Genomic DNA, 15,228 nt, shown 5'->3' on the forward strand with positions numbered 1-15,228 from the left:
AATTTAACGTATTGCCATAAAGCTGTATTCCTCTTTTGGATTACAAGCAGGAATGCCTGTACTTGAACCGGCCATAAAAGTTTGACGGGAAACTTTTATGGCCGGTTCATATGTATACGCCTTCAGGCAATATTATTGCTCCACATCAATTTCTGCCCTCATCCAACGAGAAATCGAGCTGTCGTTTCTCTACGTTGGCCTTTGCGACAACAATCCTTATGGGATCTCCAAGCTGGTATTTATGCCTGTGGTGGCGGCCTACGAGGCAATAGTTACGCTCGTCAAAGTCGTAATAATCGTCATCAAGGTCGTGCAGCGGCACCATTCCCTCGCAATGGTTCTCGTCAATCTCGCAATATATACCGTAAGAGGTTATGCCGCTGATGTGGGCATCGTAAGTGTTGCCTATCTTGTCGGCCATGAATTCAACCATCTTATACTTGATTGAATCACGCTCGGCGTTCTGGGCGATTATCTCCATGTCGCTCGAATGCTCGCACAATTCTTCGTAATATTCCTTATTGGCGCTGCGTCCGCCGTTCTGGTAGCGGGTCAGCAGACGGTGAACCATTGTGTCCGGATAGCGGCGGATGGGACTGGTGAAGTGGGTGTAGTAGTCGAACGCCAGGCCGTAATGCCCTATGTTGTGCACACTGTACTTGGCCTTCATCATGGCCCTTAGCGCCACGCTCTCTATCAGCTTCTGCTCGCGCCGGCCGTTGCAGTCGTCCATCAGCTTGTTGAGACTGCGCGAAATCTCGCCCTTGGTGCCGCCGGTCTTAAGGCGATAGCCGAATTTAACGATAAACTCGCGCAGCGTCTCGAGCTTCGTCGGGTCGGGTACGTCGTGTATTCGGTAAGGCAGTGTCTTTGCCTTCTGCCCCTTCTTAACCTTGCCCACGCTCTCGGCCACGCTGCGGTTGGCCAGCAGCATGAACTCCTCCACCAGTTTGTTGGCGTCTTTCGACTTCTTGAAATAACAGCGTATGGGCTTGCCCTTGTCGTCTACATCGAAGTGGAGCTCCTCACGGTCAAACTTCACCGCGCCATGCTTGAACCTCGCCGCGCGCAGGCGTTTGGCCAGGCGGTCGAGCGTTACCAGCTCGGTGGCATACTCGCCCTTGTATCCTTCAGGGCCGGCCTGCGGCGCGGGCTCGCCAGTGCTGTCCTTCACGCCGTTGTCCTCGAGAATCTGTTGCACCTCCTCGTAGCAGAACCTGCGGTTGCTCTTGATGACGGTGTGGACCAGACGCCACGACTTTATCTCGGCATTGTCGTCCATGTTGAACACCGCGCTGTAAGCCAGTTTCTCCTCGTCGGGACGCAGAGAGCAGATGAAGTTACACAAGCGTTCGGGCAACATAGGTATTGTGCGGTCGACAAGATACACGCTCGTGGCCCTCTTCTGCGCCTCCTTGTCTATAATGGAGCCCTCGGTCACGTAGTGGGATACGTCGGCTATGTGTACGCCAACCTCCCACAGGTTCTTTCCGAGCGAGCGTATCGAGAGGGCATCGTCAAAGTCCTTTGCGTCCTTCGGGTCTATTGTAAACGTCGTGACGTCACGGAAGTCCTCGCGCTCCTTATAATCCTGCTCGGTGATTTCGGCGCTTATCTTGTCAGCAGCTTCCTCCACACGCTTCGGGTACTTATACGGAAGGCCGTACTGCGCCAGTATCGAGTTCATCTCAACATCGTTGTCGCCCTGCTGCCCCAACACGTCGGTCACCTCGCCTATAATATTCTTGTTGTCCTCCGACGGCCACATCATCACCTTCACCAAGGCCTTGTCGCCGTTCTTGCCGCCCTTCAGCTTGTTCTTCGGTATTATTATGTCGTGGGCAAAGCCGCCACCGTCGGGCGACAGGAAGGCTATGTCGCGTTCCACGCGCAGCGTTCCCACGAACGTGTCGCGGGCACGCTCAAGAATCTCTATTACCATCGCCTCCTTGATGTGGTTCTGGCGGCGGGCCATGAACGTCACCCTCACCCTGTCGCCAGTAAGGGCAAAGAGTGAGTTACGCTCCGCAACGAACACCGGTTTGCCGCCGTCGTCGGGCAGAAAGCTGTTCTTTCCGTTCGCCTTGCGCACAAACTTGCCCTCTTGCACCTGCCCCTTGAGGTTCAGCTTGTACGAGTTGTCGCTCACCTTGCTCAGGAAGTCGTCCCAAGCCATATCTTCCATTGCCTCTACGGCAAGCATTTTAGCGGGATGGGTAACCAGCCTCAACTCCTTGAATATCTGTTTGAAACTGAGCGTCTTGTCGGGATTGCGCATGAACAGGTCCTGCAACATCTCGGCAACTTTCTTCTTCGTCAGTCGTTTACTGTTTTTCTTCTCCTTTGCCATATCGTCATTTTTTAGTAGTCATACTTGCTTACAGCCGCTACACAGACGGCCTCTACATATCTGCGAAGATACGAATTTTATCTTATACCACGTTTGTTTGTCATGATTATTTAACAATAAAAGGCTTATGCCAAGCCTCGTTACACACCTTCATCACGACATGTCGCCACACATACGAACAATTGACAGCATGCAAGAAGCGGCCTTTTACAATACAAAAGGCCGTCAATCGCACGCCAAAAAGCCGTCTTTTGGAAAGCAAAAGGCGGCATATCGGCAATCCATTGACTACCAGCACTTTATGAAATGGGCAAGAGACGACGGGCAAACGGCTGCAAGAACGTAGCAGGACGAGGGCAAAAAACATGGGCGGGCATTACGGCCGCGGCCATTGCCGACGCCGTTCAGCCCGCCTTGAAAGCTGTTGGGTTATCCTGAAAAACAATCTTTTACCTAACCAAAACCTATAAACCTTGAATCATGTACAAGCCCATTGGATCACATCCTGTTGACTATGCTGCCTGGCAACACGGGCATGGCGCCGCTCTGCGTGCAGACGTAGGCGGACACGTCGACGGCCATCTTGTGCGCCTCGGCCACCGACATGCCCTTGAGTATGCCCGAGCAGAACGCTCCGGTGAACGAGTCGCCCGCGCCCACCGTATCCACCACGTCAACCTTCGGCGTCTCCTGGAACGACACGTTGCCGGGCGTGAACACGTAACTGCCGTTGGTGCCGCATGTCAGCACCAGCATGTCGAGATTGTACTTGCCCAGTATAAGCCAGCACTTATTGCGCATGTCAAGGCCGGGATAGCCGAACATGCGGCCTATGATGACGAGCTCCTCGTCGTTGATTTTCAGTACGTTGCACTGCCGGAGCGAGTCGCACAGCACCTCTTCCGAGTAAAAGTTCTGGCGCAGGTTGACGTCAAATATCTTCAAACGTCCGCCGTCCGATGGCATTGCGGACAAGAACTTATGTATTGTCTCGCGCGACACGACGTTTCTCTGTGCCAGCGAGCCCCAGCATACGGCACGGCAGTTGCGGGCAATCTCCTCCAGTTCCGGCGTAAAGGGTATGTTGTCCCACGCCACGTTCTCGCGTATGCTGTACGTCGGAATGCCGTTGTCGTCGAGCGTAACCTGCACCGTTCCCGTGGGATACGGCACGCGCGCCATGTTGTATCCAAGCCCTTTCGCCTCAAGGGCCGCCAGCGTCTCGTCGCCCAACTTGTCCTCGCCCACCGCGCTTACGGCCATCGAGTTGAACCCGAACTGCCGTGTATGGTACGCGAAGTTGGCCGGCGCGCCGCCGAGTTTCTTGCCTTCGGGCAGGACGTCCCATAGCGCCTCGCCCAGTCCTACGATAATGTCTGTGTTCATGATTATACTTCTTTTAAAGCATACAAGTGACAAGCATACAAGTAAACAAGGAGATTTGCCTTGTCGGCTAACGGCTTGTCTGCTCGTCACTTGTCTACTCGTCTACTGTTATTTAATGTTTCACGTTCTTTATATAAGTAATAAGGTAAATCACTCCTATCGCCATTACGGCTACCGCTCCGGCCTGGCCTACGGCGTCGCTGGCGAAGCCCATCAGCAGCGGGAACACCGTTCCGCCGAACAGGCCCATAATCATCAGGCCCGAAACCTCGTTCTGCTTGTCGGGCTCGGACAACAAGGCCTGCGAGTAAACCAGCGAGAACACGTTGGAATTGCCGTAACCCACGAGGGCTATTGCCGCGTAAAGCACGGCCTTCGAGTCGCCGAAAAACATCCCTGCCATGCTCAGCGCCATCATGACGACGCTTATCGTAAAGAACGTCCGGTTGTTCATCACGCGCAGGAAGAACGAACCCGTAAGGCAGCCTACCGTACGGAAGATGAAGTAAAGGCTGGTGGCGAAGGCCGCCTCGTTAAGAGTCATGCCGAGACGCTCCATCAAGAGCTTTGGCGCCGTGGTGTTGGTGCCCACGTCTATGCCCACATGGCACATGATACCGATGAACGACAGCAGCACGACAGGCTTGCCCAACAGACGGAAACAAGCGCCGAAGCCAGAAGCCTTGCCCTCGGGCTTATCCTCGTCAATAGGCGTTATGAACAGCAGCACGGCCGAAAGCACTCCTACAACCAGGTAGATAAGGAACAACACTTTCCAGTCATAGCCGAACGACGGAACGGCCTTCGTCGCTCCCCACATGGCAAGATAAGGCGCAAGGAACGACGCGATGGCCTTGATAAACTGCCCGAAGGTCAGCGTACTGGCAAGGTTGCCGCCCTTGATGACGGTCGAGATAAGAGGATTGAGCGACGTCTGCATCAACGCGTTGCCTATTCCGAGCAGGCAGAACGCCACCAACATCACATAAAAGCCGTCGCCGAAAAGCGGCAAGGCAAGCGAAACAATCGTGACGGCGAGCGACAGCAGCACCGTATTCTTGCGCCCGATACGGTTCATCAGCATGCCCGTTGGCACGGAGAAGATGAGGAACCAGAAAAACACCATCGACGGGAACACGTTGGCTACGGCGTCATCAAGCCCAAGGTCTGCCTTCACATAGTTGGAGGCGATGCCCACAAGGTCGACAAAACCCATTGCGAAGAAGCAGAACATCACGGGCACCAGCTTTATATAAGGGGAAGCCCCCTCCCGTCCTCCCCGTGGGGAGGTGTGTAAAGTTTCCATAAGATATTGTTTAATTGTTGATTACTAATTGATTATTGTGTGGCCCCGTCGCGTCAGTTCTCCGCCCCTCGGGGAGGCCGGGAGGGGGCTCCTATTCTATACACATTCATCTTTTTCACGGTGAACGAGCCGCGAACGGACTCGAACTTCATCTTGTTGTAAGGCTCGGAGGGGAACACTATGTTGGTCATAACGAACTTTCCGCCGTCACCAAAGGCCTCGATGCTGGAGCGGTCGACGAAAAGACGCAGCGTGAAGTCGTCGCCTTCGCCCACAGGTGCCGCCGTCATGGCCGGGAAATCGCGGCTAAACGCGGTCTCGCCGCTGTTGCTTCTGTCCATGACAAACTGCCGCATGGCTGTGTCATAGTACATCAGGACGCTCTCGCCCTTGCCGTTGAGCAGGGTGAAGACGATTTTCTGCGCGCCGTTGCTCTTGATTTCCATCTCTATTTCGTAAGCACCGTCGTTGCCGTCGAGCAGATTCTCGATGCTGTAAGAGTCGCTTACGTTGAACTTCTTGATGCTCTTCGCGTCCTTGCGGGCGGCCTCTATTTCCTTTGAAGGCGCGTTCCTGAGCAGCAGGTCGCCGTCCTGGCGGTACAGGGTAAGGTCGCGCGCTATGGTGTTGGCCGAGCGGTACTGCTTCGTAGGCACCACGGCGGCGTACTGCCAGTTGCTCATCCAGCCGAGGGCTACGCAGCGTCCGTCAGGCGCGTTGTGGAAAGTAACGGTGGCGTAGTGGTCCTTGCCGTAGTCCATCCACTTGGTCTTGGTGGGGAACTGGTTGGTGAACTTCTTGCCGTCGAACGTCCCCACGAAGTACTGCGTAGCACTGCCACCGAACGGGCCGCCGGGGTTGATGTTGCATACGAGCACCCAGTGCTTCTCCTTAGTGCCCTCTACGGGCAGCTCAACGAGGTCGGGGCACTCCCACACGCCGCCGTGCGCGCCCTGCTTCAGGCCGAAGTCGCTCTCGTGCTTCCATTCTTTCAGGTTCTTTGAAGAGAAGATTTGCATCTGCTGACCTACCGCAAGGAGCATCACCCAATGCTTGCCGGGGGCGTACCAAAACACCTTCGGGTCGCGGAAGTCGCGCTCGGTGGAGGTCAGTATGGGGTTGCCGGCGTACTTGGTGAAGGTCTTTCCACCGTCGGTGCTGTACGCAATGCTCTGCATCTGGGCGTCGCCCCAAGGCGTAGGCTTGGCCGACGTGTAGAAAGCCACTATCGTACCGGGGCCGAAGCCGGCGGTGTTGTCAGTGTCAACTACGGCCGAACCGCTGAACACCGTGCCCCAGGCGTCGGGCAGCAGGGCGTCGCCCTCGTACTGCCAGTGCACCAGGTCGGTAGACGTAGAGTGCCCCCAGTGCATGTTGCCCCACGTAGAGCCGTAGGGATTGTGCTGGAAATACAGGTGCCACACGCCGTCCTTGTAGAACATTCCGTTAGGGTCGTTCATCCATCCGTAGGCTGGAGTGTGGTGGTACAGCGGACGGTACTTCTCCTTGTTCGTCATGTCGAACGTGTCGGAGAGCTTCAGTTCCTTCCAGCAAAGCGAGCCTTGGGGCATACCCTGCACGTCTACCTTGACGTCGCGGCCGATAAAGGCCGAGAGGTCGAGCGGCACATAGTAGTCTACACGCTCGCGCGCCAGGCGCACGTTCATCACCGTAGTTACAGGCATGTTGGCCTCGACGACGCACAGCTTGGCCTCGGGCGCGTCGTCCTGTACGGGCAGCAACAGGCAGCGCGGCGCCTCGCTGACGGACAGGATGTTCTGTTCGTTGGCCAGATAATTGACCGTGAGCTTCGACTCGGCCTGTGCGTTAATGCCCGACAGGCTGAGAGCTGCACATAAAAATATGGCATATAAACTGTTTCTTGTTTTCATAATCAATGTTGATTGCATTTGTATAGTTAAACATGGCGGCACGGCTCATTGCACAGACCTTGGATGGCCACCTTGCTGAAGACGGTCTTTCGCAGGGCAAAAGACGGTCTTTTGGTTTCTAAAAGGTGGCCTTTTGCAGGCCAAAAGGCCACCTTTTACAGACAGGATTGTAACCTATTGGGTTTCAAGTATTTACAAAAACGGATAGAAAACGGCTTCCAGCATGGCTGCCTCAAGGCATCTCCATATGCCGCACAGCTGCCGTCAATAGTTCTTGTTCTGCACATACAGGCCGGGGATGTAGTACATCTGGTTGTACGGAACGGGGAAGAACTCGTTTTTATCCGGCGTGAACACAGCACCTTCATAATACTGTCCGTGAGGTATGTTCGAGTTCACGACACCCGTTTCAGGGTCTGGTTCAAGCTTCGGAGCACCCGGCATGAGGTCGCCGTTATGGTCGTAAATGCTGTACCAGGCACCGTTCTCCTTCTTGAAGTAATCGTTGATTACCTGTGAAGCCACGCCCCAGCGGCGCAGGTCGAAGAAGCGTCCGTTCTCCATGGCCATCTCCAGGCGGCGTTCCCACCGCACACACTCACGTGCCATACTCTGGTCTGTGAAGTAAGGAGACTCCGGGTATTCGGCTATATTGCACTGGTCTGCGGCATACTCTATATGTCCCATAGAGTTGGCGGCGCGGCGGCGGATATCATTCACTATCAGGAAAGCATCATGAAGCTGTCCTAGCTCTACAAAAGCCTCGGCCCTCATCAGCATGACATCGGTGTAGCGCAGCACGTAGTCGTTCATTGCGAAGGCCTGCCAGTCGCCGTTGTATGTCTCGCCCTTCGAGCGTTGGGGCACTTCCTTCATCGAGGTGTAGAAGCCGTAGTCGTTGTAGTCGCGCGTGTTGGCCATCGTCAGGGTGTACTGTTCTTCATATTTGTAAGGGAAAGTAGGCATGCCTACAGTATGGAAGAGCCTTGGGTCCCACTTCTGTGACGTAGGCTGGCCGTTAATCGGGTAGTCATTCGTGTCGTCATACTCGTCGAACATGGGCAGTCCGTTGCGTGTCTTGAATGCGTTTACGAGGTCTTGCGACGGCTTGTGGAAGTCGTGTCCTTTCGTCCAAATGCCGAAACAGCCGTTCAATATGTTAGACCAGTTGGCACGCCCGAAGGTCGTATGGTCGTCCTCATAGTCTGAAGTCTGCACAGCGAAGATTGACTCCTTGCTGTTCTTGTAGTCCGGCAGGAAGATGTTTCCATAGTCATCGAGGTAGCCGTAGTCAGATTTTACAACGTCATTGGTGTAATAAATCACGCTGTCCATATACTCTTTATTAATGTGGTCAACACCGTTGCTCTTCTCATAGCCGTCGCCGTAAGCCAGCGTAAGGTAGCATTTTGCAAGATAAGCGGCAGCGGCAATCTTGTTGGCGCGTGCGTCAGTCTTCGGCGCTTTTACAGGAAGAACGTTGTAAGCCTCCTTGAAATCGTCGATAACCTTGTGGAACAGCTGGTCGTAAGTGAACTCGTCGTTCCTTGTCTTCTCCTGTGTGCCTTCCTCTTCCACCTTCTCGTCAATCCATGGCACTTGCCTGTAAAGGTTCACAAGCTTGAAGTAGAAGTGCGCGCGGAGGAACTTAACCTCAGCCAAACGCTGGCGCGTGGTCTCCTCGCCAAGCACACTCACGCCGTAGCGGTTGAGCGAAATGATGGCACGGTTGCAGCGTGATACGGCGCAATAGAGGCGGTACCACAACTGGTCTGACAGCCCCGGCATTGACGGAGTGACAGAAACCCACGTGTCCAAAGCCCAATACTCCGTGTCGTTTATCTGTCCGCCTCCCTTCATGCAGTCGTCAGACGTGATGTCGCCGTATGCAAAAAGGTTGAACGGATACTCGAAGTAACAGTCGCCAAGCATGGCATAAGCCGATGTGACCATGCCCTCCGGGTCTGACATTGCCTGTTCCTCGTTGACCACTGCGGTAGGAGTGTAGTCAAGGAAATCGTCGCAGCCCGTAAGCGCAAGACCCATTGCGCAAGCTGCCAGAACGTTATATATCTTTTTCATTATCGTATTTGCTATGTTGTTAGAAACTTAATTGAAGTCCGAACGATACCGATGTAGACAGAGGGTAGTTCCAATCCGGGTTCTCGGGGTCGGGACACGTGAGGCTTGAACTCTTGATAGTACAAAGGTTTTGGCCGGAGAGATAAACACGCGCGCTGGTCATCTTCAGCTTGGATATGAATCTTGCAGGCAGCGTGTAGCCTATTTGCAGGGTGCGGAGCTTCAGGTATGAGCCGTTCTCCACAAAGTAACTCGATGCACGGACTTCCTCTGCGCTGTTGACTGTAGTAAGCCTCGGAATGCTTGAATTGGTGTTATTGGTGTTCCATGCGTCAAGTATGCGCACACCTTTGTTCATGCCCGGGTCGTTGGCCGACCAGAAGTCAGTCTGGAACTTTTGGTTGTTGTACACGTCTTTGTCACACACTCCCTGCCAGAACATCGAGAAGTCAAAGCCCTTGTAAGTAAGAGCCACGTTCAATCCGTATGAAAACAGGGGCACGGGGTCGTATATCCAATCCTGGTCGTCGGCGTTGATTACACCGTTGTCGTCGAGGTCTGCAAACTTAAGTCCGCCCAAGCGCGCTCCAGTCTGGCCTGAAGCGTCAACTTCTTCCTGGGTTTGGAAGAGGCCCTCCACTACGTAACCTACAATCGAACCGTAAGACGCACCCGACTGGATTAGGTTTTCCTTCGTTGTATGTGCATATGAACCAGTGGCCACAGAGGGCAGGTATGTCACCTTGTTTCGGTAGAAGTCGGCGTTCGCGTTGATGTCGAGGCCGAGGCCGCAGGGCAGAGTCTTGCGGTAACCGAGCTGGAACTCCATACCCCAGTTGCGCAGTGACGCGCCGTTCATCCACATCGCTCCGCCCTCGCCTTTTGTTCCGATATAGGCCGGATTGATAAGCATGTCTTCAACATCCTTGATGTACCAGTCGATAGAACCATACAAAGTGCTGCCAAAGAGAGTGAAGTCTGTACCTACGTTCCACTGCTTGGCAGTCTCCCATTTAAGGTTGGGGTTGGCCAGCTGGGTGACACGGTAGCCTGAAGGGAACGTGCCTGAACCTTGCAACAGGATGTCGTAAGCCGTAGAGGTTACGCGGTCAAGGCCGTAGTCAGCCACATAAAGGCCGAACTGTGCGTTGTTGTCGATGGCCTGGTTACCGGTCATACCCCATGAAGCACGGATTTTCCAATCGTCGAGCCAGTCAGCCTTAATCCACTTGGACACACGCAAACCGAGCGAAGCTGCCGGGAAAGTACCCCAACGGTTGTCATTTCCGAAACGCGAAGAACCATCGCGGCGTACCGTGACTGACGCCAGCACGAGGTCGTCATAGTTGTAGTCAACCTTTCCGAAGAAAGAAGCGAGACGGTAACCAACCATCGCTCCGCTTACGCGTTGCGCTCCCGTAGCGGCGTTTGGCCACATGTAGTCAGGGTTCTCAATGAAAAATCCCTCGCTGTAACCCGACCAGTCGATGCTGCTTTGCTTCATCATCTCGGCTCCGAGGAGTACGGTGAAGCGGTGCTTGTCGGCTATGGTGAAATCGTAAATGGCCGTGTTGGACCAAGTCCAGTTAAGGTCGTTCTTGTTTGAGAGCGTCGCGCTCGGAGTGTCGTTGCTCACACGGTCGGAATGGAAGGTGTACGTCAGCGACTGTATGAACGACGTGTAGAAGTCTATGCCGAAGCTCGAGCGGAGCGTAAGACCCTTAATTGGCTTCAGTTCCACATAAGCATTGCCGAAGAGACGCCAGTAGTCGAGATGGTTGTCGCGGTTGTCATACATCTGGCGGAGCGGGTTTTGCCTGTCGGACATGCTGCCTACAGGGCCGGCGAAGGTCTTTCCGTCAGTCTCATACACGGGCACGATGGGTGGCATCTTCAGCGCGTTCTCCATCGGGGCACTGTCAACCTGGCGCGACCACGTGAGCGTGAAGTTCTCGCCTACCTTCAAAATCTTGTTTATATTATAAGATGTGTTGATGCGGGCCGCGATGTTCTCGAACGAGGTGTATTTCAATATTCCGTTGTTTTTCTTGTAACCGAGGGAGAACATTGCCGAGTATTTGTCTGTGGCATTTGAGATGGAAAGGTCATAGTTCTGCGAGAAACCTGTACGTGAGATTTCGTCCAGCCAGTCGGTATCAGAGTAACGCATGGTCTTGTTGGCGTTGATGAAGCCGTCGTAGCGGCCGTTCACAGTGTAATTTACATACTGGCCGGTAGCTGGGTCATATGCAGTTATAGGAGTACCGGCGGCTGCGTTGATGTCAAGTCCGAAGCCAGCTGCATACGTCGCAGGGTCGATGCCGTCGTTGAGGGCTGCCTGCACCATTGCGGTGGCATAGTCCTTGGTGTTGCTTAGCTTCATCATCGACTGCGAGGTGTAGAACGAAGCGGTAAGGTTGGCAGAGAAGTCAACCTTTACCTTGCCGCCCTTCTTGCCCTGCTTGGTGGTGATGATGATTACACCGTTGGCCGCACGAGAACCGTAGATTGAGGCCGATGCTGCGTCCTTCAGCACCTGCATCGACTCGATGTCGTTGGTGTTGAGAGAGTTGAGCGATGCCGTTGTGGGCACGCCGTCGATGATGAACAGAGGGTCTTGCGACGAATTGATTGAGCCTACGCCACGGATGCGGACGGTTCCCGTGCCGATAGGCGAACCGTTGCCTGTCACTGTCATTCCGGGCACGCGGCCTTGCAGGGCGCGCATCGGGTCTGCATCGGGACTGGTCTTAAGCTCGTCGGTCGAGACTACGGCCACAGAACCTGTCAGGTCGGCCTTGCGCTGGGTGGTATAACCCGTCACTACAAGCTCGTTGAGCGTGGTGTTTTCTTCCTTGAGCACAATATTCATGCTCGGAGCGGCATTCACCGTAATGGTGGTGTATCCTATGTAAGATACTCGGAGCTTGGCTCCCTGTGCCGTCTTCAACTTGAAGTTGCCGTCAAAGTCGGTCACTGTGGCATTCTTTGTGCCTTCCTCCACCACCGAGGCACCGATGATGGTTTCGCCCGTCTCGTCCTTCACGGTGCCGCTGACGTCCATTTGCTGTTGGGCGAAAGCCGCCGTGCCGACGACGAGGAACACTGCGCTTAGTAACATTCTTTTAATGTGTTTTACCATAATGCGTTGTTTTTTGGTTAGTAAACAATAAAATCGTTTCATTCGCCGCAAAGTTATAGTACATTAAAATCCAAGCGTTGCAATATCATTTCAACACGTATAAAAAATCGTTCATGCAACAAATTTGATACGTTTTGAACGATTTTTCACACCGCCCGGCGGCCAGTCATACGCCCGTCCGTATGTCATTGACAGCCAGACAGTTACCGTCAGGTTTGCAAAAGGCCGCCTTTCGGCTTGCAAAAGACGGTCTTTTACACTGCAAAAGGCCGCCTTTTAGCCTCTAAAAGGCGGCCTTTCGCAAAGCCATAGGGGAATTGATGGTTTTCAGTATGTTTCGCGCATCTCGCCCGGCTGCACTCCGAAGTAGTCCTTGAAGCACTTTGAGAAATAAGAGGGAGACGAGAAACCAACGTCGTAAGATATCTCGGAGACGGTCATCTGCGTGGTCTTCAGCAGGCGTTCGGCCTTCTTCAGGCGCGTGACGCGTATTATTTCGACTGGCGACTGACCCGTAAGCTGTTTCACCTTGCGGTACATCTGCACGCGGCTAAGCCCGAGGACGGAGCTTATTGTCTCGACACTCAGGCTGGAGTCTGACATGCGCTCGCGCACCACGCGGCCGAAGTCGGCCATGAAGCGGCTGTCGGGGTCGGCCTCGTCCCTTGCCTCGTCGTCCGCGCCTGACGCGTAAACGTACTTCAGCCGCTTGCGGTTCTCCAGCAGGTTGCGCACGCGCGAGAGCAGCACTTTGCTTGAGAAAGGTTTTGTTATGTAAGCGTCGGCACCGGAGTCGTAGCCCTCGGCGCGCTGGTTTTCCTGCGCGTTGGATGTCAGCAGTATTACGGGCACATGGCTGGTAGCCGTCTCCGCCTTGACGCGGCGGCACATCTCGAGGCCGTCCATGACGGGCATCTTCACGTCGCACACTATGAGGTCGGGCACGGTTTTCAGCGCCATGCCAAGCCCTTCCTTGCCGTCGGCTGCCTGGCGCACGTCATATTCGCCGCCAAGCAGATGCGCAACGTACTCGCGCACATCTGCGTTGTCATCGACAACAAGGGCCAAAGGACGTGACGCCGACGTTCCGTCAGGCTCTGCAACATAGCCCAATCCTCCCGAAGTGAGGGAGCTTGACATGCCTTGACGGTTGCCGTCAATATCGTCATCAACGTCTTCTATCCACGCCTTTCGCTGCTTTTGCATATCCGGTTCCCTTCCTTCGGGATGTTTGGAGAGGGTGTCGGGTGTTGATAGTATGGCATTTTCCACTTTCTGCGGAAGCTCAACCTTGAACTCCGAGCCTTCGCCCTCGACGCTCTTCACCGACACACGGCCGCCGTGAAGCTCAGCGAACGCCTTGACAACGGCCAGCCCCACGCCCGTGCCCGAGCCTCCGCCGCGCACGCGGTAGAACTTGTCGAACACGCGGCTTACCACATCCTTGGGTATGCCTACGCCCGTGTCGGCCACCGTTATTTCCACGCTGCCGCCCCGGCGGACGGCCTCCACCGTCACCGTTCCGCCCTTGCGGTTGTATTTCAGGGAGTTGCTTATGAGGTTGTAGCAGATGCGCTCCACCTTATAATAATCGGCCTTGACGGTCAGGTCGCCGTCGGCCTTCTGCACGATTGTCACCTCATACGACGCGGCCAGCGGCTTGAAGTCGTCCACCCACAGCCTTACTGCGTCGGCGAGGTTGAACTCCGTCACCGTCAAATCCATCTTGCCGCCCTGTATTTTGCGCAAATCCAGTATTTCGCCGACCAGCTTAAGCAGCAGCGCAGCGTTGCGCCTTACTATGCCGAGCATGTGCCTCTGCCTCCCGGTAAGGTTCTCGTCGTCGAGAATACGCTCCACCGGGTCGGCAATCAGCGTCAACGGAGTGCGCAGGTCGTGGCTCATGTCGGTGAAGAAGGCCATCTTCGCCTCCGCCGTCTCGCGCTCCATGCGCCGCCTAACCATAACCATGCGGTTGAAAGCGGCGAACGCCACGATAACAAGTAAAAGGATTATGGCGCACAGCAGGAAGTAAACCTTTTGGTGGCTGTACTGCGTAAAGAAAAAGTCAACGCGCCTGTGGAGCTTCTCCAGCTGGTCGCTGATGTGGCTCATCTCCTCAGCCTGCATCAGCATTGTCTCCGCATTGTCCTTGGTAACGAGTGCCGCCTTCATGTAAAGGTCACGCTCATAGGGGCGGCCTTCAAGTATGCTGAGCGCCTGCTGCATGACGATGTCGCCGCGCGTAGGGTATATGTAAGACGCGTCAAGCACTCCGTCGCGCACCAGCTCAATGCCTCCGCCCTCTCCGGGGAGCGCGTCAATACCAACGAAACGTATTCTTCCCTCCAGTCCGCAGCGCCTGGCAGCCAGCCATGCACCGTGCGCCATGCGGTCGTTCTGGCCGAAAACATAATCCGGCACGATACCTCTTGCGAACATCTTGGCAGCCACCGAGTCGCCGCTTTGCTGTAGCCAAGTGCCACTCTCGCTGGCCAACAGGCGTATGCCGGGATACTTCCTGATGGCCGAGACGAATCCTTTGTGGCGTTCGATAGCCGGCGACGAGCCTTCAAGTCCACGTATCTCGACCACCGTGCCCTTGCCTCCAAGACGCGTTGCGATATACTCTCCGATGGTGCGTCCTATCTTTTCATTGTCCGCTCCGACGAACGCCGTGTACTTGCCTGAATCCGTCTTACGGTCAAAGAGGACTACGGGTATGCCGCTGTCATAGGCTCTGTCGATGGCCGGAGTTACCGTGTTCATCTGGTTCGGCGAAACAATCAGCAGGTCTACATCCTCTTTCATGAAGGCGTTTATCTGCCTTATTTGATGCTTGTCGTTGTCGTCGGCGGAGACAACGTGCAGCTCCACGTTGTCGTGAAGATACGTTGCGTCGCGCAACTCGTCATTAAGCTTCATGCGCCAGCTGTCCTCGCTGCATTGTGAAACGCCTATAACGTAGGTTTTCTTGCCTGAAGTGCAGGCAAGAAAACAAGTTGACAAGCAGACAAGGGACAAGCAGACGAGGAGATTTGACTTACGGATTAAATCCATAAGCGCGTAT

The 15,228-nt window shown here is 54.7% G+C and carries 7 protein-coding genes; all 7 read right to left on the minus strand.

The window, feature by feature from the left end; all coding sequences use genetic code 11:
• Window positions 1–145: 145 nt before the first annotated feature.
• Window positions 146–2,350 carry a ribonuclease R gene (gene rnr, locus H6A34_RS03545; protein ID WP_021947444.1) on the minus strand — a complete coding sequence of 735 codons (2,205 nt, stop codon included), beginning with the start codon at window positions 2,348–2,350 and terminating at the stop codon, window positions 146–148.
• Between the two features lie 498 nt (window positions 2,351–2,848).
• Window positions 2,849–3,736: a carbohydrate kinase family protein gene (locus tag H6A34_RS03550; RefSeq protein WP_021947442.1), complete on the minus strand. Its 888-nt coding sequence runs from the start codon at window positions 3,734–3,736 to the stop codon at window positions 2,849–2,851.
• 112 nt (window positions 3,737–3,848) lie between these two features.
• Complete coding sequence (locus H6A34_RS03555; RefSeq protein WP_205103506.1) at window positions 3,849–5,042, minus strand: MFS transporter; 1,194 nt, start codon at window positions 5,040–5,042, stop codon at window positions 3,849–3,851.
• Between the two features lie 53 nt (window positions 5,043–5,095).
• Entirely contained in the window at window positions 5,096–6,934 is a 1,839-nt protein-coding gene (locus H6A34_RS03560; RefSeq protein WP_205103507.1) for a glycoside hydrolase family 32 protein, read from the minus strand.
• A 264-nt stretch (window positions 6,935–7,198) separates the two neighbouring features.
• The gene (locus H6A34_RS03565; RefSeq protein WP_205103509.1) at window positions 7,199–9,016 is read right to left on the minus strand and encodes a RagB/SusD family nutrient uptake outer membrane protein; all 1,818 of its coding nucleotides are present in this window, start codon (window positions 9,014–9,016) and stop codon (window positions 7,199–7,201) included.
• 19 nt (window positions 9,017–9,035) lie between these two features.
• Window positions 9,036–12,158, minus strand: coding sequence for a SusC/RagA family TonB-linked outer membrane protein (locus H6A34_RS03570; protein WP_205103510.1), 3,123 nt, complete (start codon window positions 12,156–12,158; stop codon window positions 9,036–9,038).
• A gap of 327 nt (window positions 12,159–12,485) precedes the next feature.
• A complete protein-coding gene (locus H6A34_RS03575; protein ID WP_205103511.1) occupies window positions 12,486–15,218 on the minus strand; it encodes a substrate-binding domain-containing protein in 2,733 nt (910 codons plus the stop codon).
• Window positions 15,219–15,228 lie beyond the last annotated feature (10 nt).

Origin of the sequence: Marseilla massiliensis, assembly GCF_016899855.1 — a bacterium.
Classification (GTDB): domain Bacteria; phylum Bacteroidota; class Bacteroidia; order Bacteroidales; family Bacteroidaceae; genus Prevotella.